Source organism: Enterococcus sp. S86.2 (genome assembly GCF_059834485.2).
Window position 1 is genome coordinate 1,155,026 of sequence record NZ_CM206813.1, and the last position, 21,755, is coordinate 1,176,780.

28 protein-coding genes are annotated in these 21,755 nt (G+C 37.6%); 23 read left to right on the plus strand and 5 right to left on the minus strand.

The window, feature by feature from the left end:
- The first annotated feature begins 43 nt into the window (after positions 1-43).
- Entirely contained in the window at positions 44-1,384 is a 1,341-nt protein-coding gene (locus AC6R0T_RS05265; RefSeq protein WP_303753523.1) for a M20 family metallopeptidase, read from the plus strand.
- A gap of 193 nt (positions 1,385-1,577) precedes the next feature.
- On the opposite strand, the gene AC6R0T_RS05270 is transcribed toward AC6R0T_RS05265, so the two are convergent.
- Complete coding sequence (locus AC6R0T_RS05270) at positions 1,578-1,805, minus strand: ferredoxin (protein WP_206905609.1); 228 nt, start codon at positions 1,803-1,805, stop codon at positions 1,578-1,580.
- Between the two features lie 30 nt (positions 1,806-1,835).
- Between AC6R0T_RS05270 and AC6R0T_RS05275 the strand changes: the two genes are divergently transcribed.
- From AC6R0T_RS05275 to hbs, 7 genes are all read left to right on the plus strand, one after another.
- Entirely contained in the window at positions 1,836-2,864 is a 1,029-nt protein-coding gene (locus AC6R0T_RS05275) for a helix-turn-helix domain-containing protein (protein WP_303753525.1), read from the plus strand.
- On the plus strand, positions 2,848-4,233 hold the full coding sequence (locus AC6R0T_RS05280; protein WP_303753527.1) for a RecQ family ATP-dependent DNA helicase: 1,386 nt from the start codon (positions 2,848-2,850) through the stop codon (positions 4,231-4,233). The genes AC6R0T_RS05275 and AC6R0T_RS05280 overlap by 17 nt, the downstream gene beginning before the upstream one ends.
- 74 nt (positions 4,234-4,307) lie before the next feature.
- Positions 4,308-4,925: an SAG1386/EF1546 family surface-associated protein gene (locus AC6R0T_RS05285; RefSeq protein ID WP_206905612.1), complete on the plus strand. Its 618-nt coding sequence runs from the start codon at positions 4,308-4,310 to the stop codon at positions 4,923-4,925.
- 173 nt (positions 4,926-5,098) lie between these two features.
- Positions 5,099-5,773, plus strand: a complete 675-nt coding sequence (gene cmk, locus AC6R0T_RS05290; protein ID WP_230708707.1) for a (d)CMP kinase — start codon at positions 5,099-5,101, stop codon at positions 5,771-5,773.
- A 280-nt stretch (positions 5,774-6,053) separates the two neighbouring features.
- Positions 6,054-7,316, plus strand: a complete 1,263-nt coding sequence (gene rpsA / locus AC6R0T_RS05295) for a 30S ribosomal protein S1 (protein WP_303753528.1) — start codon at positions 6,054-6,056, stop codon at positions 7,314-7,316.
- 213 nt (positions 7,317-7,529) lie between these two features.
- Positions 7,530-8,840, plus strand: a complete 1,311-nt coding sequence (gene der, locus AC6R0T_RS05300) for a ribosome biogenesis GTPase Der (RefSeq protein ID WP_206905617.1) — start codon at positions 7,530-7,532, stop codon at positions 8,838-8,840.
- A gap of 238 nt (positions 8,841-9,078) precedes the next feature.
- Positions 9,079-9,354, plus strand: a complete 276-nt coding sequence (gene hbs, locus AC6R0T_RS05305) for a non-specific DNA-binding protein Hbs (protein WP_016172327.1) — start codon at positions 9,079-9,081, stop codon at positions 9,352-9,354.
- Between the two features lie 88 nt (positions 9,355-9,442).
- Here the strand turns inward: hbs and AC6R0T_RS05310 are convergent, their stop codons facing one another.
- The 3 genes from AC6R0T_RS05310 to AC6R0T_RS05320 all read right to left on the minus strand — a co-directional run bounded on the left by AC6R0T_RS05310 (position 9,443) and on the right by AC6R0T_RS05320 (position 12,023).
- Positions 9,443-10,594 carry a tyrosine-type recombinase/integrase gene (locus AC6R0T_RS05310; RefSeq protein WP_303753297.1) on the minus strand — a complete coding sequence of 384 codons (1,152 nt, stop codon included), beginning with the start codon at positions 10,592-10,594 and terminating at the stop codon, positions 9,443-9,445.
- A 107-nt stretch (positions 10,595-10,701) separates the two neighbouring features.
- A complete protein-coding gene (locus tag AC6R0T_RS05315) occupies positions 10,702-11,280 on the minus strand; it encodes a DUF4352 domain-containing protein (protein WP_303753298.1) in 579 nt (192 codons plus the stop codon).
- Between the two features lie 83 nt (positions 11,281-11,363).
- On the minus strand, positions 11,364-12,023 hold the full coding sequence (locus AC6R0T_RS05320) for a LexA family transcriptional regulator (RefSeq protein WP_303753299.1): 660 nt from the start codon (positions 12,021-12,023) through the stop codon (positions 11,364-11,366).
- A 115-nt stretch (positions 12,024-12,138) separates the two neighbouring features.
- On the opposite strand from AC6R0T_RS05320, the gene AC6R0T_RS05325 reads away from it, so the two are divergent.
- From AC6R0T_RS05325 to AC6R0T_RS05350, 6 genes are all read left to right on the plus strand, one after another.
- Complete coding sequence (locus tag AC6R0T_RS05325) at positions 12,139-12,441, plus strand: helix-turn-helix transcriptional regulator (RefSeq protein ID WP_526159797.1); 303 nt, start codon at positions 12,139-12,141, stop codon at positions 12,439-12,441.
- The gene (locus AC6R0T_RS05330; protein WP_303753301.1) at positions 12,438-13,334 is read left to right on the plus strand and encodes a DUF3102 domain-containing protein; all 897 of its coding nucleotides are present in this window, start codon (positions 12,438-12,440) and stop codon (positions 13,332-13,334) included. The genes AC6R0T_RS05325 and AC6R0T_RS05330 overlap by 4 nt, the downstream gene beginning before the upstream one ends.
- Positions 13,327-13,854 (plus strand): ORF6C domain-containing protein, encoded by a 528-nt coding sequence (locus AC6R0T_RS05335; RefSeq protein ID WP_303753302.1) that lies wholly within the window; start codon positions 13,327-13,329, stop codon positions 13,852-13,854. The genes AC6R0T_RS05330 and AC6R0T_RS05335 overlap by 8 nt, the downstream gene beginning before the upstream one ends.
- Entirely contained in the window at positions 13,851-14,027 is a 177-nt protein-coding gene (locus tag AC6R0T_RS05340; RefSeq protein WP_303753355.1) for a hypothetical protein, read from the plus strand. The genes AC6R0T_RS05335 and AC6R0T_RS05340 overlap by 4 nt, the downstream gene beginning before the upstream one ends.
- A 136-nt stretch (positions 14,028-14,163) precedes the next feature.
- Entirely contained in the window at positions 14,164-14,454 is a 291-nt protein-coding gene (locus tag AC6R0T_RS05345; protein WP_303753303.1) for a hypothetical protein, read from the plus strand.
- A gap of 64 nt (positions 14,455-14,518) precedes the next feature.
- Positions 14,519-14,731, plus strand: coding sequence for a hypothetical protein (locus tag AC6R0T_RS05350; RefSeq protein WP_016172320.1), 213 nt, complete (start codon positions 14,519-14,521; stop codon positions 14,729-14,731).
- 21 nt (positions 14,732-14,752) lie between these two features.
- On the opposite strand, the gene AC6R0T_RS05355 is transcribed toward AC6R0T_RS05350, so the two are convergent.
- Positions 14,753-14,935 (minus strand): acylaminoacyl-peptidase, encoded by a 183-nt coding sequence (locus AC6R0T_RS05355; protein ID WP_206903451.1) that lies wholly within the window; start codon positions 14,933-14,935, stop codon positions 14,753-14,755.
- A gap of 94 nt (positions 14,936-15,029) precedes the next feature.
- Between AC6R0T_RS05355 and AC6R0T_RS05360 the strand changes: the two genes are divergently transcribed.
- The 9 genes from AC6R0T_RS05360 to AC6R0T_RS05400 are packed head-to-tail and all read left to right on the plus strand — an operon-like array spanning position 15,030 to position 21,495.
- A complete protein-coding gene (locus tag AC6R0T_RS05360) occupies positions 15,030-15,203 on the plus strand; it encodes a hypothetical protein (RefSeq protein ID WP_242595811.1) in 174 nt (57 codons plus the stop codon).
- A gap of 40 nt (positions 15,204-15,243) precedes the next feature.
- The gene (locus AC6R0T_RS05365; protein ID WP_303753305.1) at positions 15,244-15,384 is read left to right on the plus strand and encodes a hypothetical protein; all 141 of its coding nucleotides are present in this window, start codon (positions 15,244-15,246) and stop codon (positions 15,382-15,384) included.
- A gap of 16 nt (positions 15,385-15,400) precedes the next feature.
- Positions 15,401-15,607, plus strand: coding sequence for a helix-turn-helix domain-containing protein (locus tag AC6R0T_RS05370; protein WP_303753306.1), 207 nt, complete (start codon positions 15,401-15,403; stop codon positions 15,605-15,607).
- Between the two features lie 58 nt (positions 15,608-15,665).
- Positions 15,666-15,959 carry a hypothetical protein gene (locus AC6R0T_RS05375; RefSeq protein ID WP_303753307.1) on the plus strand — a complete coding sequence of 98 codons (294 nt, stop codon included), beginning with the start codon at positions 15,666-15,668 and terminating at the stop codon, positions 15,957-15,959.
- Complete coding sequence (locus AC6R0T_RS05380; protein WP_303753308.1) at positions 15,956-16,453, plus strand: hypothetical protein; 498 nt, start codon at positions 15,956-15,958, stop codon at positions 16,451-16,453. Before AC6R0T_RS05375 ends, AC6R0T_RS05380 begins: the two co-directional genes overlap by 4 nt.
- Positions 16,454-17,197 (plus strand): AAA family ATPase, encoded by a 744-nt coding sequence (locus tag AC6R0T_RS05385; RefSeq protein WP_303753309.1) that lies wholly within the window; start codon positions 16,454-16,456, stop codon positions 17,195-17,197. It abuts the gene before it with no gap.
- Complete coding sequence (locus AC6R0T_RS05390) at positions 17,172-18,656, plus strand: DEAD/DEAH box helicase (protein WP_526159876.1); 1,485 nt, start codon at positions 17,172-17,174, stop codon at positions 18,654-18,656. Before AC6R0T_RS05385 ends, AC6R0T_RS05390 begins: the two co-directional genes overlap by 26 nt.
- 20 nt (positions 18,657-18,676) lie before the next feature.
- Positions 18,677-19,168: a DUF669 domain-containing protein gene (locus AC6R0T_RS05395; protein ID WP_303753310.1), complete on the plus strand. Its 492-nt coding sequence runs from the start codon at positions 18,677-18,679 to the stop codon at positions 19,166-19,168.
- Positions 19,168-21,495 carry a phage/plasmid primase, P4 family gene (locus tag AC6R0T_RS05400; protein WP_303753311.1) on the plus strand — a complete coding sequence of 776 codons (2,328 nt, stop codon included), beginning with the start codon at positions 19,168-19,170 and terminating at the stop codon, positions 21,493-21,495. The genes AC6R0T_RS05395 and AC6R0T_RS05400 overlap by 1 nt, the downstream gene beginning before the upstream one ends.
- Positions 21,496-21,755: the final 260 nt, after the last annotated feature.

Below are 21,755 nucleotides of genomic sequence, written 5' to 3' on the forward strand. Positions count from 1 at the left end.
TGCAACTTTACTTTTTTACTTTTAAAATTTAGGAGGTAGTACAATGAAACAATTCGTTACCCAAAAGCATCACGAAGAAGCAGTCGAAGCATTAAAAAAATTAATCCAGGTTCCTTCAGTTTTAGATGAATCTGACAGTGGTGAAGGCCATCCATTCGGGAAAAACGTAGTGAAAGCTTTAGATCAAGTTTTAGAAATTTGTGATAGCATTGGTTTTCGGACGTTTAAAGATCCAGAAGGTTACTATGCCTATGCTGAAGTCGGTCAAGGAGACGATTTATTTGCGATTTTATGTCACATGGATGTAGTGCCAGCCGCCGAACAAAAAGGTTGGAATACTGATCCGTTTGATCCAGTCATTAAAGATGGTATTATCTACGGTCGTGGTTCCCAAGATGATAAAGGTCCTTCAATGGCTGCGTTATATGCTGTTAAAGCATTAATGGATGATGGTGTTGAATTTAACCAACGCATTCGTTTTATCTTTGGTTCTGATGAAGAAAACTTATGGCGTTGTATGGAAAAATATAACGAAAAAGAAGAAAGTGCAACAGCTGGAATCGCGCCAGACCACAGCTTCCCGTTAACATTTGCTGAAAAAGGTTTGCTACAAGCTTATCTTGTTGGCCCAGGAACGGATAAAATTGCTGTTAATGCTGGTGGTGCGCTAAACGTTGTGCCAGATACAGCCCCTTATGAAGGTGAACACGTAAATGCAGTCAAAGCTGCTTTAGACAAATTAGGCTTCCCTTATGAAATGGAAGGGGAGACAGTTGTTGTTCAAGGTAAGAGCGTTCACGCAAAAGACGCACCAGAAGGAATTAACGCAATTACGCGTTTAGCTATGGCATTAAGTGAAGTGGTCGACTTTGCTCCTTTGAATTTCTTAGGCAAACTAGTTAAGGAAAATGCAACAGGCGAAAATGTTGTTGGTAAAACACAAGATGCGCAATCAGGTGAGTTGACAATGAACTTTGCCAGTTTAACTATTTCGCCAAAAGAAACTAAAATTGGTGTAGATATGCGCTTACCAGTAACAGTTAAAAAAGAAGAATTAGAAGAAAAAATTGCCGCAAAAGTGAAGGAATACGATTTGACTTATCAAGAATTTGATTGGTTAGATTCTTTATATGTCCCTCAAGATTCTACTTTAGTCAAAACATTATTAGCAACTTACCGGGAAATGACAGGGGATATGACAGAACCTGAAATTTCTGGTGGTGCAACTTTTGCCCGCACAATGAAAAATTGTGTAGCTTATGGTGCAATGTTTGAAGACACACCAGACTTTATGCACCAAGCCAATGAACAATGGGAATTAGACCAAATGTACAAAGCAATGGACATTTACGCTGAATCTATTTATCGTTTATGTGCAAAATAGTTTCACACAGCTCTAAACGAAAAAATTAACACAAATACCCAAACGCAATGATCTTCTTACTGACAGTTTTATAACTGTGAGATAAGGACAATCTTGAGCGTTTGGGTATTTTATTTCGTTTTTTCTATTATTTTGTTTTTTTTTCTGTTATTTCGTATGCTATTTAAAAGTAGTATTTTTAAAGTAATTTCAACTAGCGCGCTTTTTCTTTTTCAAGTAAAATTGCTCTGACAGGACATTTAGCAGCGGCTTTTTTTACTGCAGTGAGTTCTTTGGTACGTACAAACTGTTGGCTAGCTTCTGGTTCTTCTTTAAACAAAACGATACCTTCTTCATCGTAATCAAAAATATCGGGTGCATAAATTGCACAAAGACCACAGGCGATACAGCGTTCTGGGACAAGACGGCAAGTCGTCGTCATTTTTTCCACCAACTTTCAGGAGGATTTTTTATGAATCAATTTATTTTAGCCTTATTTTCAATGACTGACAAGTTAAAGACCAGTACGCTTTTTCATTTGCTAAAAGGCAAGCGAACATCAGCAATTATGAGTTATGCTTTTTTTACGAATTTATTACCTTTTTTAGGTTGCCAAGTAGATCTTTCTTTAAAAGTATTTGAAAATGCTATTGCCACGTTAGAAAATGAAGGATTGTTGGTTAAAAGTGAGGCTGCAACTTTTCGGATTACAGCCAAAGGACAAAGCCAATTGAACCTTCAGTTAAGAGAAAGTTTACTTGAAGTGGATTATTTTAATTTTGGTCGCAGTGATGAAAATTGTTTTCGACTACTGGCTTACTTTATTCAACAGGTTTCAAAAGGGCAAGAAAATTTGCGCCCTTTAGAGACAAGTCCGTTATTTACACGTCCAGTTGCCCAACTCATCACACAGCAAAAAGCAAGTCCGGATATTTTATATGAAGAATTAGCGCAACTTTTTAATAAACTAACACAAGTTGCAGGCGATTTTTTAGCGCAACAATTTAGCGGGGCTACTGTTTTGGCTAAAACTGCTTATCAAATACTGCCAGACGAATATCAAAAGGAGCCTTGGAGTCAACTTTATCAGGCTAGTTGTCTGCACCCGTTATTAAAGGAAATAAAAAAAGCTCAGAAAAAGACGTTGTGTTATCAACTTTTAAAAGGTCTTTTACAACAGAATTATAACAAGAGTATGCTTTATACAAGACAACTCTTATTAGAAGAAAAATCAATTGGTGAAGTTGCACAGATTCGTGATTTAAAAGTCGGGACAATTTCTGACCATATTGTTGAATGGTCATTATACGAAGAAAGTTTTCCCTTTGAGCGCTTTATTTCAAAAGCCAGCCGGGAAAACTTAGATTTACTCGCTGCAAAAGAAGATGTATATGCCATGCGCTATAGTGCTGTAAATGAAAAATTTCCGTTGGATTTTATCGAGTTTCGCTTGTATCAAATTAAACAAAAGAGGGACGAAAATTATGATATTAGAGGATAGTCTAAAATACTATTTTGGCTTTACAACTTTTCGGCCTGGTCAAAAAGAAGTAATTACAGCACTATTAGCAAAAAAAGATGTTCTTGGCATTTTACCAACAGCAACTGGTAAAAGTTTGTGTTATCAATTAGCCAGTTATTTAATCTCAGGGATGACAATTGTCGTGTCGCCGCTAATTGCACTAATGGAAGATCAAGTAAATCAAATACAGCCTAAATTAGGACCAGCGGTGGCTTTAAATAGTCAGTTGACAGCCGCAGAAAAAGAATTTGTCTTGCTTCATATAGCAGATTACAAGTTTTTATTTATTAGCCCTGAAATGCTATGGCAAAAAAAGGTTTTACAAGTATTAAAACGTCAAAAAATTGGCTTGTTTGTCATAGATGAGGCTCATTGTGTATCGCAATGGGGCATTGATTTTAGACCGGAGTATCGGCAATTAAATAAGGTCAAAGAATTTTTAGATAATCCCGTTACACTAGCGTTAACGGCAACGGCGACACCTTTTGTTCAAACCGATATTGCCCAACTTTTACTGGATAACGATTATCAGTTGGTAAAAAAATCAGTAGATCGAAAAAACATTCGTCTTTTTGTACAGCACACGCAAGAAAAATTGTACGACTTAGAAAACTTATTAGAAAATATGCTCGGTCCGGGAATTATTTATTGCGCTACCAAAAAAACAGTAGAATTTCTTTATCAAAACTTAAAAGACAAATTTAATGTCGGCTTTTACCACGGTGGTTTAAATGGGAGTGAAAGAAGTCGCTTACAGTTGCAATTTCAAAGTAACCAACTTGATATCTTAATTGCGACTAATGCATTTGGAATGGGGATTGACAAAGGGGATATTCGTTTTGTTATCCATTTTGATCTACCTGACAGTATTGAAAACTATGTACAAGAAATCGGCCGCGCAGGACGGGATGGCAAGATAAGCCAGGCAATATTACTTTATCAAAAAAATGATGAAAAAATTCATCATTACTTCAAACAAATGCGCCAAGATGAACGTAGTGGTTTCCAACAATTGTTAAATGAACGCTCGGAAATAAATAGCGAACTACAAAGAAAGTGGCTTGATTTGAGTCAGAGTATAGGTTCTAACGAAGTGTTACAAGCGCTAAAAGTAAATGAGCAGGTGAAAAGTGATAAATTAGCTCAAATGCTAGCTTATATTCAAACGACTACTTGTCGCCGCGCTTTTATCTTAGATAATTTTGCTGAAAGTTTGCAACAAAAGCCACCTGAGTGTTGTGATAATGACAATGCGGTCATAAAATATAGCCAAAGTGTACAAAAGAGAAGCACTGAAACAAAACATTGGCAGGAGATTTTCCTAAAATTATTTAAAGAAAACGATTGAAGTTATATTTTAGCGACAACAATAAAATGCCTATGGTATAATACACTGCGAAAGCTTTTCAGGAGGTAGGAACATTGAGTAAAAAGAAAAATGATTTTGACAACGAAACACAAGAACCATGGGAACAACCAATTTATGATACCGATGATGAAACTTCATCACGAGCACAACAGCGCCGTCAAAAGCGTGGAACATCAAAGTTCTTAGTTATTTTGGTTATCTTATTATCACTTTGTATCTTAGTACCAGCAGGCTTTGTTATGTGGTTAACACATGATAAGAAGAATGCCGATTCTACACCATCAACGGCTTCTTCGTCATTAGTTTCTTCAACCAAAGAATCATCGACTGAAGAATCTTCAACAGCCGAAAGTTCAACGACTGAATCTTCTGAAAGTGAATCAAGTTCAAGTTCAAGTGAAGAATCAGTACCAAGCTCAACGGAAAATAATCAACAAGAAAATCAAAACCAAGAGCAACAAAATCAAGCAAACCAAAATCAACAACAAAATCAAAATCAACAAGATCAAAATGCACAAGCTGGTGAACAATACATCACTGTTCAAAATGGTGAAGGTCCAAATCAAGTTGCAGCGCGAGCTGGGATTTCAGTTGATCAACTATATCAACTAAATGGCATTGATCCAAATAACTTCTTGTTATATCCAGGCCAACAATTACGAATTAAGTAAAAAATAGCCGCTCCAAAAATCACGGTATTTTTGGTTCGGCTTTCTTAATGTCTAGTTTTTTAATTTACTTTGTACATGCTAAGTTCTTACTTAGAAGCGAAGGTTACTTTAAGCGTTTGTTAAAAAAAGTATTTAAAAAACTTTTCTAATGTCTAAAGATAGGTGGCAAACAAATGGAAAAAATTAATATTGCAATTGATGGACCAGCTTCTTCTGGTAAAAGTACAGTAGCGAAAATTTTAGCAAAAGATTACGGCTTCATCTATACGGATACAGGCGCTATGTACCGTAGTGTGACTTTCATGGCGATTAAACATCACGTCTTATTTTCAGATGAAGCAGGGCTAGTTGCGCTAATCCATCGTTATCCGATTACGTTTAAGCAAAGTGAAGCTGGACAATTGGTTTTTATTAATGGTGAGGATGTCACCTTAGCTATCAGAAAATCAGATGTCACCAATAACGTCTCTGAAGTTTCTGCCCATGAGTTAGTTCGCAAAGAGCTCGTTAAGCAACAACAAATCATCGCAAAAGACGGTGGTGTGGTGATGGATGGACGGGATATTGGCACAGCTGTGTTACCAGCTGCTGAAGTGAAAATTTTTCTAGTTGCAAGTGTCAAAGAAAGAGCAGAACGCCGCTACAAAGAAAATCAGGCAAAAGGAATCCCAACAGATTTTGAAACGTTAAAAGCAGAAATTGAAAAACGGGATTACATTGACTCTCATCGTGAAGTCTCTCCTTTAAAACAAGCGCAAGATGCAATTTTAATTGATACGACCGGAAAAACAATCGTAGAAGTAGTGGCAATGATTAAAGCAGTTGTTAACGAAAAAGGTTATTTGTAATTTTTGAGACTTACACAGTTTAGGTGTAAGTCTTTTTGTTTGGTGAAATGTTTTTTGTGTCGTTATAATAGACTGAGAGGCTAAATTTTATCTAAAGTAACCCTATCTTCGGATGAAATTTACTGGTAACATCAATTTTAAAGGGAAAAAACGCTAAAATGGAGCAATTTTCAAGAAATAATGGAAATCGCTTTATTTTTGGGGTAGAATAATTTAAACTTAAAATTGTAGTGTGTAGTGCACAGCGATCGATTAATTGTTGGTTAGGAGGACATATGTCATGACAGAATTTGAAAACAATCAAGTAGAAAACGGCGAATCTATGGCGGATGCTTTGGAAAGCTTCCAAGAAGTCAAGGTGGGGGATATTGTCAAAGGCGAAGTTTTAGCCGTTGAAGACAAACAAGCCATCGTCGGTATTGAAGGCGCTGGTGTTGAAGGGGTAGTTCCAGTTAAAGAATTATCAACTCTTCCAGTTGAAGATATCAACGAAGCTGTAAAAGTAGGGGATGTCTTAGAGTTAGTTGTCATCTCTTCGATTGGTAAAGATAAAGAAAACGGTAGTTACTTATTATCAAAACGCCGTTTAGATGCAAAAAAAGTCTGGGAAGATATTGAACAAGACTTTAAAGATGGCAAAATTATCGAAGCTCCTGTTACCAATGTGGTTAAAGGTGGCTTAGTTGTTGATGTTGGCGTGCGCGGTTTTGTGCCAGCTTCAATGGTTGAAGATCATTTTGTAGCTGATTTTGAAGAATATAAAGGTCAAACTTTGACTTTCAAAATTATCGAAATTGAACCATCAGAAAATCGTTTGATTTTATCACATAAAGCAGTTGTGGAAGCACAAAAAGCTGTTCGTAAAGAAGAATTGTTAAGTTCTATTCACGATGGTGATGTGATTGAAGGGACAGTTGCACGTTTAACTGATTTTGGTGCCTTTGTTGACCTGGGGGGAATTGATGGTTTAGTTCACGTATCTGAAATTTCTCATAGTCATGTCGACAAACCAAGCGATGCTCTAAAAGTTGGCGATAAAGTACAAGTAAAAGTATTATCGATTGATCCTGAAAAAGAACGTATTTCATTATCTATTAAAGATACTTTGCCTGGACCTTGGTCTGACATTGAAGAAAAGGCAGCAGTGGGAACAGTTTTAGATGGTACTGTAAAACGTCTAACAAGTTTTGGTGCTTTTGTAGAAGTATTCCCAGGGGTAGAAGGATTGGTTCACATTTCCCAAATTTCTCACAAACACATTGCCACACCTCATGAAGTATTGCATGAAGGTGACGAAGTGAAAGTGAAAGTTTTGGAAGTAAATCCTGATGAACATCGCATTGCGCTTTCAATGAAAGCATTAGAAGAAAAACCAGCTGAAGAAAAAGTTGTGGAAGAAGACAGCTATGAATTACCAGAAGAAAGTACTGGTTTTACAATGGGTGATATTTTAGGTCAAGCTTTAGCTGATAATGATGATGCAAATGAAGAAGCAACTGTTTCTGAAGATGCAAATGACGTCGTTAAAGAAGACGAAGAATAATTTCTTATAAGTTGTAAAAAATGAAGAGATACTGCATAATTTCTCTATGAGATGCAGTGTCTCTTTTCTTTTTTTTACTTGCATGTTGTCTGTGCTTTAGGTAAACTAAGAAAGATTGTGCAAGTGGACTGTATTATCAGATAAATTTTGTTACGATAAAGATAAAATTTTTTATTAAAAGAAATTGTTGTGAAGAAACGAGGAGGTAGAGTTATGGCAAATCCAACTCTTGCGATTGTCGGCCGTCCCAATGTGGGAAAATCGACAATTTTTAACCGTATTGCCGGTGAGCGTATTTCAATTGTGGAAGACACTCCAGGTGTTACGCGAGACCGTATTTATGCAAGTGGTGAATGGCTAGGTCGCGATTTCAGTATTATTGATACTGGTGGGATTGACTTAGGTGATGAACCTTTTATGGAACAAATTAAACATCAAGCAGAAATTGCAATTGATGAAGCTGATGTGATTATTTTTGTCACGAGCGCTAAAGAAGGCGTGACTGATGCTGACGAAATGGTCGCACGGATTTTATATCGTAGTAATAAACCAGTAATTTTAGCTGTCAATAAAGTCGACAATCCCGAAATGCGTTCTGAAATTTATGAGTTTTATTCTTTAGGACTAGGGGATCCGTATCCAATTTCTGGTAGCCATGGTTTAGGTCTAGGGGATGTATTAGACGAAGCTGTTAAACATTTTAGTGATGAAATGGAAGAAGAAGACGAGGGTGTTATTAAATTTAGTTTGATCGGTCGTCCTAATGTTGGAAAATCTTCTTTAATCAATGCAATTTTAGGTGAAGATCGCGTAATCGTTTCAGATATTGAAGGAACAACTAGAGACGCAATTGATACGCATTTTACTTCTGAAAACGGGCAAGAATTTTTAATGATCGATACAGCTGGTATGCGTAAGCGTGGCAAAGTGTATGAAAGTACCGAAAAATATTCGGTCATGCGAGCAATGCGGGCAATTGAACGTTCCGACGTTGTTTTAATGGTCTTAAATGGTGAAGAAGGTATCCGGGAACAAGACAAACGGGTAGCAGGCTATGCTCATGAGGCCGGTAAAGGAATGATTATAGTTGTCAACAAGTGGGATTTAGTTGAAAAAGAAACCAATACCATGCGCGATTTTGAAGCTGAAATTAGAGATGAGTTTCAATATCTGGATTACGCACCGATTATTTTCGTTTCTGCTGTAACCAAACAACGCCTAGGAAAATTACCAGAATTAATTGAAGAAGTCAGCATGAATCAAAATCTTCGGGTTCCATCAGCAGTCTTAAATGATATTATAATGGATGCGGTGGCAATTAATCCAACACCTACAGATAAAGGCAAACGTTTGAAGATTTTTTACGCAACGCAAGTGGCAGTAAAACCACCAACCTTTATTATTTTTGTGAATGAAGAAGAATTGATGCACTTTTCATATGCACGCTTTTTAGAAAACCAAATTCGGAAAGCCTTCACCTTTGAAGGAACGCCAATTCGAGTTATTCCAAGACGGCGAAAATAGCGATTTTATCATATTTTTATCGCTTTATCAAAAGATAACGCTCCCTTTTGATAAAAAGAATCATGCAGGTGAAAAAAGCTGCTTAAAATGCCCAAAATCCTTGATATTACAAGGTTCTTATGATAACGTAGTATCAGAATATTGATACTGATCAATATTTTTCACAGAAAGTTGGACCACTCAAATTTTTGTGAATTGATGTTTACATCAAGACTCTTTTTAGGAGGTGAAATCATCCATGGCAAATAAAGCTGAATTGATCGAAAAAGTTGCACAAGCTACTGACTTAACTAAGAAAGATGCTACTGCAGCTGTAGATGCTGTTTTCTCAACAATCCAAGATGCTTTAGCTAAAGGTGAAAAAGTTCAATTAATCGGTTTTGGTAACTTTGAAGTTCGCTCTCGCGCGGCTCGTAAAGGACGTAACCCACAAACTGGTGATGAAATTGAAATCCCTGCAAGCAAAGTACCTGCTTTCAAACCAGGTAAAGCATTGAAAGATGCTGTGAAATAAAACAGCTTTAGGAAGCCTGTAATACCGGGCTTCCTTCTTTATTTATCATCAATACATAATTTAAAAGGGGCAATAAAGGGGCAATTTTTCAAAGACCTATCTCTGTCAGTTTGGATGTAATGTCTGCTTTCATCTTTTTAGTAACGTGGGTATATATTTTAGTTGTGATGTCAGAATCCTCATGACCAACTCGTTCCATGATAGCCGTCAGTTGTATGCCGTTTTCCGCTAGCAGCGAGACGTGCGTGTGGCGAAAAATATGTGACGTGAGTGTTTTATGTTCTAGACCAATACGCTTGCCAGCTCCACGTAAAGCCACGTTAAAGGAGTTGTACGGCATTGGTGTGCCGTTTTTAGACACAAAGAGATAACCACCCTCTAGATAGCCGCTGATTGTTAAAGCATCTAGCTTGGTCTCGTCAATTGTGTGCTCTATCAGCTTAGTACACCGCTCCGTTAAATCTATTGTCCGATTACTCGTTGGCGTCTTAGGAGGGCCTTTCTTAGCTGTCCGAAATCCGTTGCCATAATCGATTGTACCAGTGATTGCTACCGTGGTATAATCCTCATCAAAATCCTGTGGTTTCAATATGACCGCTTCGCCAATCCGACACCCAGTCAAATACATAAATTCGGCTAATCTGCCCACACGGTAAGTGGAGGGTCTACGGTAGAGTTCTTTTATTAGTTTCTCAGCTTCATCTTTTTCGAGATATTTATTTTCAATTTTTTCCCGAGCTGCATCATCTTTTTTTGAGTAGGAAATTTGTACTTTATCAAGAGGGTTTTCTTTGATATATCCCATGCGGTAAGCGTACTTAAAGATATTGTTTAGTTGAGATTTAATGCTTGCGGTATAGTCATTTGAGTAGTCTAAGCCATCAAAAAATGTTTGGAAGAGCTTCGTGTCTGCATTTTTAGCCAGTGTATTCTTATCGATTTTATCAAAGATAACCTTCTGCTGTGCCTTATACGCACGGATTGTGGAAGGCCGTATCCGATGCACTTTTTGATGGTGACTAAACCACTCTTCCACAAGATTGTGGAGGTTGATATCGGACAAGGTGGCCGTCATTTCCGCTTTGCCGATTTTATCATCAAGCAATTTCTGCGCTTTTTTCTGCGCTTGTTTACTGTCACTGGTCAATATCACTGACTTGCGTTTGTACTTTTCGGTGTACGGGTCTTTATAGCGCTCAATATATTTAAATCTGCCGTCTGGTAATGTTTCCATCCACATTGTAATCAACTCCTATCATTGATATAATAGGCATAGCAAATAGACCTATGCCAGGTTTATTTATGTTAGACACGCCTGTCTGTGGAGGAGGGGCGTGTTTTTTTTATTTAATTAGTGGACCAAGTAGCTTCTCCATAGCTTACAGAGTATGGCGCACCTTGTTTTGAGCCAAAGTGCATCACTACTGTAGCTTTTTTACCGCCAGCAATCTCGTGGGGGATGTTGTTCGAGTAAGTGCTGGAATCAAATCGAGCCAGTTCGTCATTTCCATCATATAAATCAAAGACTTGTGTATTGTAAGAAATAGGAGCGGACGTTGTATTTTCGACTGTAGCAGTGACTACAACTGGATGCTCGCCTTCTTCTTTATCTTGCAACTCTACCGCATCATCTGCTTTGATTTCTGTGACTGTAATTTTCTCCCCGCTGTTAAACTCGGCAGATTCACCAATTTTAAATACAGTAGGAGTAGCTGATTGTTCTTCTTCTGCTGATTCCGTAGTAAACCCTTCTACAAGTTGTTCAAATGCTGTTACTCGTTCTTGTAACTCTGTGTTTTGTTGTTCCAACTTAGAAACTTCCTTGCGCAAGCTTGATTCCGTAGTAGAGTCCGAAGCGTTTCCGGCTGTTCCACACCCCGAAATCATAAACGCTGCGACAAACAATCCTAAATACACTTTTTTCATTCTGTTTCCCTCTTTTCTGATATAATTATTTTGACATTAATTATTAACCCTAGCCGGAGCGCCAACTCCGACTGGGGTATTTTTTATTTAACTACTTTCCCAATGATGCGAACTTCGTCCGGATGGAGTACCCGGTCTTCATATTTATCATTTAGAGACCTCAATATCACAGTTTCGTCATCATAGTTAAAATAAACCTTTTTAAGCGTCACGCCATTGCCATCGATTTCTACCACAGCTATCTCACCGTTTTCAACGTCATCTTGTTGTTTATAAAACACTATTGAGCCATCCGCAAAGATTGGTTCCATTGAATCACCTTTTACAACAAGGGCGAAATCCGCTGACTTAGGCACGTTGGTTTCCACCGTTTCGTCGTAAGTTTCATCACCATAAGTTAATTCGGTTGGATTGGCGGCTGTTTGACCGACTAGCGGAACAACCTTTTTATTTTGCTCTCTTAGTTGACGGTCAGCAAAGTTGTAAACTTTCGCTTGGCGTTTTTGATCTAACTGATTATAGATGGTGGAGATGTCTGACACCGGCATCTCACCAACGAAAATACGTGCATCAACATTAAATACATCGGCAATTTCGGATAGCTTCGCCATTTTAGGGCTTCTTTCTCCGGAACGCCACCTAGAAACGGTTGTTCGATTGACGCCAACCAGTTCACCTAAAGCTTCGTTAGACATATCTGATTGCTTCATAAGTCTATCTAATTCTTTAGAAAAAATACTCATTTGACACACCTCCTTTTGTTTATGACTTAATTTTAAGGCTTCTGTTCCAAAAATGCAACAAAAACATCGTTTATATTGTAATAAACTTTTTTTAGTTATTTTGTAAAAAAAATAAGTGAAAACTATTGCGTTCCAAAAATGCACGTGGTATATTATTGGCAGAGGAGGTGTTCCAAAAATGCACATGAACCTATACAGCCTTAGAAAAAAGGCAAAACTAAACCAAAGCGAGATGGGCGAAGTTATCGGTGTTACTGCCCAGCAGTATGGCAAACGAGAACTTGGAAAAATTTCTATTACACTCGACGAGGCAAGTAAGTTGGCTGAAAAATTAGGAGTTCCAATTTCAGAGGTATTCCCCGAATATTTTTTTACTGTGGTTGTTCCAAAAATGCACAAAGAGGAGGTTAACCAATGAACGAACTATCGCTATCAAGCGATATCAACGTCATTACCGCTGAAATCAATTCCTACAAGCAGATTGCGGGTCAATCAATTTGGGAAATCGGTAGACGCTTGAATTATGTGAAAGAGAATGATTTGGCACATGGTGAGTTTGGAGAGTGGCTTGAAACAGTTGGGATAAATCATCCAGAAGCAAACAGAATGATGAAAGTAGCCAAAGAAATCCCATATTCTTCAACGTTGACGAATTTAGGAACAACTGCACTCTATCTTATCACCACACTGCCAGAAGAAGAACGGACAAAAGAACACGTTACAGAAAAGGGAGAAACTAAAACGCCTGATGAAATGACCGTCAGAGAATTACAGGAACTCAAGAAACAACTCAAAGCTAAAGATGAGCAAATCGCCACACAAGCAAGAATGATTGACGATTTATCGGAACAAGAACCGCAAGTTATCGAGAAAAAAGTTGTCGTGGAAAAGATTCCTGCTGATTATGAAAATCTGAAAACGACTAACGAGCAACTAGAAAAACAGCTCTCATCAGTCCGCAACGATTTGAAAATGAAGAAAATGCAGTATGACTTGCTAGAGCAGAACACCGAAAGCGCCAAAGCGCTTGAAGCTAATATCAAAGCTTTGCAACAAAAGGAAAAATCGATTGACCAGCGTGTAAAAGCGACGATCGAATTTAACGATTTAATGCGAGAAATTGAAACGTTCTTTGACACGAAAATGGCAAGTCTCAGATTTAAACCACTTATCAATGATTTGTACGATACGGAAGCCTCAAACAAGCTTTCCGAAGTCGTAAACAGCGTTGATTTTTGGGTAAGCGAAATGCGGAAAATCATTCCGAATGAAAAAACAAAAATTATAGAAGGAGAGATTATCGATGGATAACACGCCAGTTTTAAGCAAAGAAAACAAAGGCTTGGAAGTCTTGCAATTTACACTCCAACGGCAAGATGACCAAAGCAAAGTAATGCAAGAAGTCATCACAGCAGTTATTGAAGTAAGAGATGAAATGGTTGAGATGAGAGACGAGACGAAAAAGCAATTTGAAATGATGAAAGATGAAAACAAAATCACACGTCGCCAAGCAGGAAAATTAAAAAGTGCAGTCGGTAAAAAGTCTGCAAAGTTGGTTAATGACCTTTTCGGTAAAAGAGTATCTAACGAATTGTTTTCCAAAAAAACAGGGCATCTAACTCGTGGGATTTACACAAAACTAGGCATTGAGTACGACGTTTCAAGTTATTTAGATATCCGCAGCATTGACTTTGAAAAGGCTAAATCTTTTGTTCAAGGCTTAGAATTATCGGATTTTGAAAGCTATCAATTGAGAATAACTGACAAACAAGCCGAAACGGCAGAAAAACACGGAGATGATATTTCGTTCTTGTTGGAGGAATCAAAATGATTGAACATGACAACATAATTGATGTTCTAAAAGATTTGTTTGAATTGAGTGATGCTAAAAACATTACAATCGACGGAAAAGTCGCAACTGTTGAAGACTTACAAGAATCGTACAAAGAAGCCCTTGTTAATCTTGCTGATTTATTAGGTGTGAGCGAGTTGTATTTAAAATAAAGGAGGCCTAACCATGGAACTAATCATCAAAGGAACACCAGAAGAAATAAAAAAAGTGCTCCAGGCTATTGCGAGTAGCAAGGAGCAACCAAGAAGAAAACATCCTGAAGCAAGAGTTTAGAAAGGAGACCTAACCATGCAACCAACACTAAAAGAACTCATCCATAGCGTTGAGTCAAAGCAAGTCGCTGCGGAGTGGGACCGTCCAGAAGAACTGATGATACGGTTCAATGGGCTGAAAAAGTCCACACTCTACGACTATCTAAAAGAGATGGACAGCATTCCGGAATTTAAACAAGGAATCATGCGACCAGGCGTGACATTCATCCACATCGGCACGTTTATCTGGTATCTGCGGTGGAAGGAAGCAAGCCGGTATCGGTCGAAAAAACCGACACCAAGTGAGGTGCTGAAATGTACTGGCTAATCGGCGGCCTGGTAGTCGCGTTGATAGCAGCAGCGGCCATGATCGTGGAGAGGAGGGGGAACGAATGAAACGAAAGATTTTAGCGCAATTTGAAGAGCTTAACGAATTGGTTGATTCCGAAATCAAGAGTATCGCAAGCCAATTATTAGCAGAATGTCAAACTTACGACGAAGCCGTCGAGACTTTGAATGATTATTATCACAGCAATTTTAAGCTAGATGACTATGTGTATTCCGAAATTCACAAAAAAATGATTGCACAAGCCATAAAAAAATAGCTTGCACAATCAACTTACTGTCTAACGGATGCCTTGTCTACGCAAGTCTTGGCGGTCTTGGCGTTGGATTTCTTGTCGAACATTATCGACATGTTGGCGATCTTTAGAATAGGCTTTCAAAATTTCTTCCAGTGCAAGTGAAAGTTCTTTTGATTGTTCTATCCCATTTTTAGACAGAATTTCTTCAATGCGTTCGGAATTCATATTTTCACCTCGCTTTCTAAAGTGAGTATATCAAAGAAAGGTTAGATAAAAAAACCAGAAATAAGGTGAAAACATGACAAAACATAAATGCTCAATGTTAATACTATTTACAGTTGTCGTAGCCATGGTTACAGCTATGTTTAGCTGGTTAGGAAGTATCAACTTAAATATAACGCTAATTGTGATTGTGATTATTGCGGCTTTAATTGTATCTGCATTGATTGGCTATCGCATGCATATTGTTGATGTTGAGAAGGGGATTTATTAAGCGTGAAGACAATAAAAAGCCAGCGACGAGGCTGACTAGGATGTGGGAAACAAGGTTCGGAATTGTCGGAATCGCAATTACATTTATGGATTATTCTGCCACATTAGATTTTGCAGATTTTCATTCAATCGATCGTAGTCAAATTATTTATATATTGAGAAAAGGTTCTATGCCAAATTGAAAGGCGGTGAGAAGGGTTGATAAATAATTTTTCGAGAATATTAGGTGAACGATTACTTAAAATTTCTCAGGTATCTACTGAAACAGAAATTAGCAGAACCACTTTAACTAATTTTTATTACAAAAGAAACAAAAACATATCTTACCAAACGCTTGAAAAAATCTGCGATTATCTAGAAATATCATTAAGCGAGTTACTAGAATATGAGCCAAAAAAAGACTAGCCCCGTCTACCAAACTAAGCTAGTCAAAAAAATATCTCTATAGGAGGAATTATACCACATGACATTAGAACCGCCAAAAAATGAACCAGTTTTATTCGATATGTACGGGGAAGAAATTTTTAAAGAAGAGACTTATTATGTAGCGGCTGATGGAATTTTATCAGATAAAAGCTTATCACGCTTTGTTCAAGAGTATGTGGATGAGTTAACCGCAGGCGAAGCGAATGAAGAATTACGAGAAGTCATGTCAAAAGGTGAATATGAAGAACTAATCAAAGAAGCCTTGTTCGATTGGTTCCGTGATAACGGCTTTGTTAAGCCATTTAACATGGAAATGAGGGTGGAGCGATGAACTTAGAAGAGATTACAAAAAGCATTGAGGAAATGAAAATGGAACAAAAACAATCCCTCGCTTGGTATGACGAACAAATTGTGAGCTTACAAAACGATAAGACGCAAGAATTTCTGGAGACACAAAAACAAATCGACGCTGCTATTGAACTCCAAAAAATGTTACTCGGCGATATGGAAGCTATTGAGACAGAAAGTTTCATCATCTCAAAGAAATATCCCAATCTGAAAAATAAAGCGACTTATAAACTTCATTTGCCGAAATCAAAAGAAGAAAAGGCGCGCTTTGAACGTTACATGCTTGAAGAACATCCAGGATTGATTAAAGAAGAAACCATCCTTAGACCTATCCAAAACGACATCAAACAATTAATCGCTGATGGGATTTACCATGTCACCGAAGAAGGTCTCTTGATTGACGACAATGGCGTGGCGATTCCGAATACTACCGTTGAGGTGAAGGGTATTGAAGTGAAAGTGAAGGTGAAAAGTTAGATGGAAATCAAAAAAGCAACCGACTTAAAACGCGACAAAGACTGGCGCATTATGATTTATGCAAAACCAGGCACGGGCAAAACTTCTTTAGCGAGATATTTAAAAGGAAATACGGTTGTTCTTGATATGGATGATTCGACAAAGGTTTTAGCCGGTTTACCAAACGTCGATATTATTCAATTTGACCGCGTTCACCCTCACGAATTCATCACAAAGTTTATCAATGAAGCGTCAGATTTAATTAAAAACTATGACAATTTGGTAATTGATAATATTTCAAGTTTTGAAAAGGATTGGTTTGTCGAACGTGGCCGAACTTCAAAAAACGGCATTTCAAATGAGATCCAAGATTACAGCCAATGGACGAATTATTTTGCTCGAATCATGACCACAATTTATCTGCTAAAAGATATCAATATTTTAGTGACGGCTTGGGAAAATCAACGTGAAATCACGACTGAACGTGGTCAAACATTTAACCAATATGCACCACAAATTAGAGATAGCGTTCGTGATAATTTAATGGGTTTAACAGATATTGTCGGGCGTATGATTATCAATCCGGATACAGGTAACCGCGGCATTATCTTAGAGGGAAACGATGCTGTATACGCTAAAAATCGTTTAGATAATCGGACAGCTACCCCGGCAGAAGAATTGTTTTTGATTGGTGGTGGGATTGATGTATCAGCTAAGGCCGTATCAAAACAGACTGGTGATGGAAAGCAGAAAACATCTAGCTAATGGGAAAGTCGGCGTGTTGATTCAATCGCCACCAGGGAGTGGGAAATCAGTAGTTATAGCGGAAATTATTCGCATGGCTGCAGAAAAAGGCGGGTACGTGCTGTTTTTAGCCCACAGGAGGGAGTTGCTAGATAACATCCGAGAAACCCTGGAAGAAAATGAGGTAAAACTTTCGCAAGTGTTAATCCTTTCTGCTGTCATGGCGAAGAATCGCCTCCACACAATGCGGAAACCAACGCTAATTGTGACGGACGAAGGGCATCATGGGAAAGCAAAAACCTACAAAGAAATTTATGACCATTTCCCTGATATACCTCGATTAGGTTTTACCGCCACGCCTTGGCGCATGAACGGGGAAGGGTTCACTGATATCTATGAAGAAATGGTGGAAGGTCCAAGCATCCAGTGGCTGATAGACAACCATAATTTAGCACCTTATCGATGGTTTTCTATCCCATTAATTGATCGTTCAAAAGTAGATTTTAAAAATGCAACCCGCGAAGCAGAATCGTCAGCAGAACTTTTCGAATCGGACGCCACTATTCAAGGTGATATCGTTAAAAATTATCTGAAATACGCTGACGGCAAGCAAGCTATTGTCTATGCGCCTACGATTGCTGTCAGTAAATTAATTGTTGATTGGTTTAACGATGCAGGGATATATGCTGTACACGCTGATGGTAAAACACCATCAAAACAGCGAGATAAAATCATGGCTGATTTCAAAAATAAAAAAATCACTGTATTAAGTAACGTAGATTTAATCAGCGAAGGGTTCAACGTACCAGATGTGGGTGTGATTATCCTTTGTCGGCCAACGCAATCAATCGTATTACATTTACAACAATCCATGCGCGGTATGCGATACCGACCAAATAAGACATCTATCATTTTAGATCATGTCGGAAATGGTGCCAACTTAGGTTTACCTACTGACGAGTTCGAATGGTCAATCAAGGGACGCAAGAAGAAAAATAGCATAAGTAGTGAACCGCCCAAAATCACTTGCACGACATGCGGACAACAATTTCTGCTAAAAAGTCTATTGAAAATAGATGATAAACCACATTGCCCATTCTGCATGCAAGAAATAAAGACAAAGGAAAAAGAAGAAACTGTCACATTTGATAAAACAGTGGAAATGATAGAACTAAACGCTGAAAAAGCAAAATTGGCTAGATTATCACGAAAAAAATATTCTACGAAACAATCTCTTGAATACAATTATGAAATTGCAAAAGCAAAAGTGAAAGTTGAAGGAAAGGGAAATTCGCTTTTTAAAATGTTCGGTTCATTAACCGCTTATCACAAGAAAGAATATTCATTACATGAATTAGAGGAATTTTCGCTAACGTGCAAAATATCGGTGGATAGAATTTTAAAGGCATACGATTGGGCATTTAAAAAATCACAAGAAATACCCCAATTACCAACTTGGGCAACAAATACATTTTATTAAAAAAGAAAGAGGTATAGAAAATGGGATTTAAAGTTGATTATAGTGAAGCGCAAGAATTCGGAACGGTAGCAGACGGAGATTATGAAGTAGTTGTCTTTAATGCGCATGAAGATGCGACAAAAGGAGGAGCAGAATTCATAAATTTTGATTTAATTATTCGCAATGATGTGAATCAACAATATAAAAATAGTCATCTTTTTCACCGTGTATGGAAATCAAAAGATAACGGCAAATACAACAAGGGGATGGTAATGGCATTAGCAAAAGCGTTTGGTTTACCGGACGGAAAAGATTATCGCTCCTTCGAAGACTTTTTAAATGATTTTTCTACACGTGTTGCGAAAGTACGTGTGAAAAATGAAAAATCGGAATATAACGGCAAAGAATACGAAAACACAAATATCAAAAAATTTGGTGCGAGTGAATATCCAAGTCTGCAACATCGTTTTAAAGATGCAGCCGAATCCCCAACAAGCACAATCGACATTCAAGATGATGATCTTCCGTTCTAATGACTTACGAACGCATTCCCTCAGAACTTCGTGAATTAAATCAATGGGGGATTTACAAACGCGAATGGGACGAGGACAGAGAAAAGTGGAAGAAGAAACCACACAATCCATACACTGGATTTTTAGCAAGTAGCACAGATGAGAGTACGTGGTCTGATTTTCAGACCGCTCTCTCTGCTATTGAAAAATTTAACGCAGATGGCTTAGCGTTTTATTTTAAACCACCTTATGTAGGTATTGATTTAGACGATATAGGTGATGACTTAGAGCGTTACCTGAACGGGGATGTAGAAAATAATATTGTTTATGTTTTTATGAATTCAACAAAAACATATTCTGAAATTTCTATGTCTGGTAAAGGTGTTCACATTATCGGAAAAGCTGAAATTCCTGGTGAGCGTAGAAGGAAAAAAAACGTTGAAATGTACACGGATGGCCGTTTTTTTGCCATAACAGGTAATTTTTTCGGCAATAACAACGAAGTAAGTGAAATACCAGAGCCACAAATGGAATTTCTTTATAAAAGATATCTTGAAAATGAAAAAATTACACAAGGAAATTTTTCAAGCAATTGGCAAGATGGTAATGATTTATCTGTGCAAGAAATTATTCAAACGGCTCTAAGTTCTTCCACAGGCAATCGTATCAAATTATTTCTCGATGGCGGTTGGGAGAAAATGTATAACAGTCAATCAGAAGCTGATATGGCTTTTGCTAATGATTTAGCTTTTTGGACTGCTGGAGATTTTCATAAAATGGATGAAATATTTAGAATGTCAGCGCTCATGCGTGATAAATACGACAAAAAACGCGGAAAGACGACATACGGAATTGGCCTATTAAACAAAGCCATTTCTGAAAGCACGAATCACTATGCTGGTAAGAAAAAAGCTGACGATTATTTTCTTTCAATACCCGGGATTACTAAAGATGACAAGAAAACAAAATTCTATTCTTATGATGATACTGGGAATGCAGAACGCTATTTAGATATTTTTGGCACATTGACAAAATACAGTTATGTTAACAAAATTTGGTATTTTTACAACGGTAAAAATTGGGAACAAGATAACATCGGTGCGGTTCGAAAATGGGTAGATCAAACGATAGAAATTTTCAAAAACGAACCAGTTGAATTTCCTAAGGATGCCACGGAAAAAGAACAAGAAGATTATTTAGTAGCAAAAGAAAAGCATTTAAAACGTTCGCGTAACAATGCAGGGAAAGAAGCAATGATGAGAGAGCTAAAGCATAATGTAGCAGCCTTGCCAGAAGAATTCGATAGTGACGATATGTTGTTCAATGCGCAAAATGGATATTTGGATTTATCAAATGGAACATTACAAGAACATGATATTAATAAGCTTTTTACAAGAATATCCAATGCCGAATTCACAGATAAGTCAGATTGTCCACGATGGGAATTGTTTTTAAATCAGATTTTTGATAATAACCAAGATTTAATTCATTACATTCAGAAAGCTGTCGGATATTCATTGACTGCATCCGTTCGAGAACAAGTTATGTTCATTCTTTTTGGAAATGGTCGAAATGGTAAATCGGTGTTTCTCGATATTATTTCTGAAATCTTAGGAACTTATGCAATGGGTATGCAGGCAAGCAGTTTGATGGTGAAGCAAGGCGGAAGTAGTGGTCATAACGAAGATATCGCTCGATTAGATGGCGCTCGTTTAGTCACAAGTAGTGAGCCAAACGAAGGCGTGCGCCTTGATGAAGGATTAATCAAACAGCTAACAGGCGGAGACAGTGTATCCGCTAGTTTTAAAGGCGGACACGTATTTGACTACAAGCCAAAATACAAGATTTGGCTAGCAACGAATCACAAGCCGATTATTCGCGGGAATGACGACGGTATTTGGCGAAGATTACCTTTAATTCCATTCACAGTGCAAATACCTTTAGAAAAAGTCGATAAAAATTTAAAAGAAAAACTCATGCGTGAACTACCAGGAATTTTTAACTGGGCAGTCGAAGGATGCTTAATGTGGCAGAGAGAGGGACTGAAACCTCCTGCAGAAATTCAAAAGGCCACCATGGAATATCGGCAAGAAATGGATGTTATCGGAAGCTTTATTGAACAATGTTGCGAAACAGGACCTGGAAAAATAATAGGTGCGACTGATTTGTTCAAAGCCTATGACAAGTGGGCTAAAGAAATGAACGAACACTCTTTTACGCAAACGCAGTTTGGAAAGAAGATTGCGGATAAATTTCAACGAAAAAAAAGCAAGTTTGGAATGAGTTATTTAGGCGTCGATTTAAAGAAACAGTATAGAGAGTTTTCGATTAATGTACCTGGTTTATAAAATCGAACGTATGTTAGCGTGTGAAACATTTTTTGTTTCACAAACGATAAAGGTGAATGGTTGGTGCATAGTTGGTGCATGGTTTTTTGATAAACTATTCATCGCTTTATCCTTAGAGCGCCAATGGATAGACGATATTGGTGAATAGTATGCATAGTTTTTCTTAGTAGTAAATAAAAAAATAATAAATAAGGAAATATATAAAAATAGAGAAGCAACCCGAAAAAACTATGCAACCATTCACCAATTTTGCTTAATCC

What these genes read in the sequence shown, in the direction of transcription:
- AC6R0T_RS05280 (WP_303753527.1), top strand. Translation starts at nt 2,848, where the DNA reads ATGATATTAGAGGATAGTCTAAAATACTATTTTGGCTTTACAACTTTT.
- AC6R0T_RS05310 (WP_303753297.1), bottom strand. Translation starts at nt 10,594, where the DNA reads ATGTGGATGGAAACATTACCAGACGGCAGATTTAAATATATTGAGCGC.
- AC6R0T_RS05335 (WP_303753302.1), top strand. Translation starts at nt 13,327, where the DNA reads ATGGATAACACGCCAGTTTTAAGCAAAGAAAACAAAGGCTTGGAAGTC.
- AC6R0T_RS05390 (WP_526159876.1), top strand. Translation starts at nt 17,172, where the DNA reads ATGGAAAGCAGAAAACATCTAGCTAATGGGAAAGTCGGCGTGTTGATT.
- AC6R0T_RS05270 (WP_206905609.1), bottom strand. Translation starts at nt 1,805, where the DNA reads ATGACGACGACTTGCCGTCTTGTCCCAGAACGCTGTATCGCCTGTGGT.
- AC6R0T_RS05360 (WP_242595811.1), top strand. Translation starts at nt 15,030, where the DNA reads ATGTTAATACTATTTACAGTTGTCGTAGCCATGGTTACAGCTATGTTT.
- AC6R0T_RS05330 (WP_303753301.1), top strand. Translation starts at nt 12,438, where the DNA reads ATGAACGAACTATCGCTATCAAGCGATATCAACGTCATTACCGCTGAA.
- AC6R0T_RS05355 (WP_206903451.1), bottom strand. Translation starts at nt 14,935, where the DNA reads ATGAATTCCGAACGCATTGAAGAAATTCTGTCTAAAAATGGGATAGAA.
- cmk (WP_230708707.1), top strand. Translation starts at nt 5,099, where the DNA reads ATGGAAAAAATTAATATTGCAATTGATGGACCAGCTTCTTCTGGTAAA.
- AC6R0T_RS05395 (WP_303753310.1), top strand. Translation starts at nt 18,677, where the DNA reads ATGGGATTTAAAGTTGATTATAGTGAAGCGCAAGAATTCGGAACGGTA.
- AC6R0T_RS05400 (WP_303753311.1), top strand. Translation starts at nt 19,168, where the DNA reads ATGACTTACGAACGCATTCCCTCAGAACTTCGTGAATTAAATCAATGG.
- AC6R0T_RS05375 (WP_303753307.1), top strand. Translation starts at nt 15,666, where the DNA reads ATGACATTAGAACCGCCAAAAAATGAACCAGTTTTATTCGATATGTAC.
- AC6R0T_RS05365 (WP_303753305.1), top strand. Translation starts at nt 15,244, where the DNA reads ATGTGGGAAACAAGGTTCGGAATTGTCGGAATCGCAATTACATTTATG.
- AC6R0T_RS05345 (WP_303753303.1), top strand. Translation starts at nt 14,164, where the DNA reads ATGCAACCAACACTAAAAGAACTCATCCATAGCGTTGAGTCAAAGCAA.
- AC6R0T_RS05265 (WP_303753523.1), top strand. Translation starts at nt 44, where the DNA reads ATGAAACAATTCGTTACCCAAAAGCATCACGAAGAAGCAGTCGAAGCA.
- hbs (WP_016172327.1), top strand. Translation starts at nt 9,079, where the DNA reads ATGGCAAATAAAGCTGAATTGATCGAAAAAGTTGCACAAGCTACTGAC.
- AC6R0T_RS05380 (WP_303753308.1), top strand. Translation starts at nt 15,956, where the DNA reads ATGAACTTAGAAGAGATTACAAAAAGCATTGAGGAAATGAAAATGGAA.
- AC6R0T_RS05340 (WP_303753355.1), top strand. Translation starts at nt 13,851, where the DNA reads ATGATTGAACATGACAACATAATTGATGTTCTAAAAGATTTGTTTGAA.
- AC6R0T_RS05385 (WP_303753309.1), top strand. Translation starts at nt 16,454, where the DNA reads ATGGAAATCAAAAAAGCAACCGACTTAAAACGCGACAAAGACTGGCGC.
- AC6R0T_RS05315 (WP_303753298.1), bottom strand. Translation starts at nt 11,280, where the DNA reads ATGAAAAAAGTGTATTTAGGATTGTTTGTCGCAGCGTTTATGATTTCG.
- rpsA (WP_303753528.1), top strand. Translation starts at nt 6,054, where the DNA reads ATGACAGAATTTGAAAACAATCAAGTAGAAAACGGCGAATCTATGGCG.
- AC6R0T_RS05350 (WP_016172320.1), top strand. Translation starts at nt 14,519, where the DNA reads ATGAAACGAAAGATTTTAGCGCAATTTGAAGAGCTTAACGAATTGGTT.
- AC6R0T_RS05320 (WP_303753299.1), bottom strand. Translation starts at nt 12,023, where the DNA reads ATGAGTATTTTTTCTAAAGAATTAGATAGACTTATGAAGCAATCAGAT.
- AC6R0T_RS05275 (WP_303753525.1), top strand. Translation starts at nt 1,836, where the DNA reads ATGAATCAATTTATTTTAGCCTTATTTTCAATGACTGACAAGTTAAAG.
- der (WP_206905617.1), top strand. Translation starts at nt 7,530, where the DNA reads ATGGCAAATCCAACTCTTGCGATTGTCGGCCGTCCCAATGTGGGAAAA.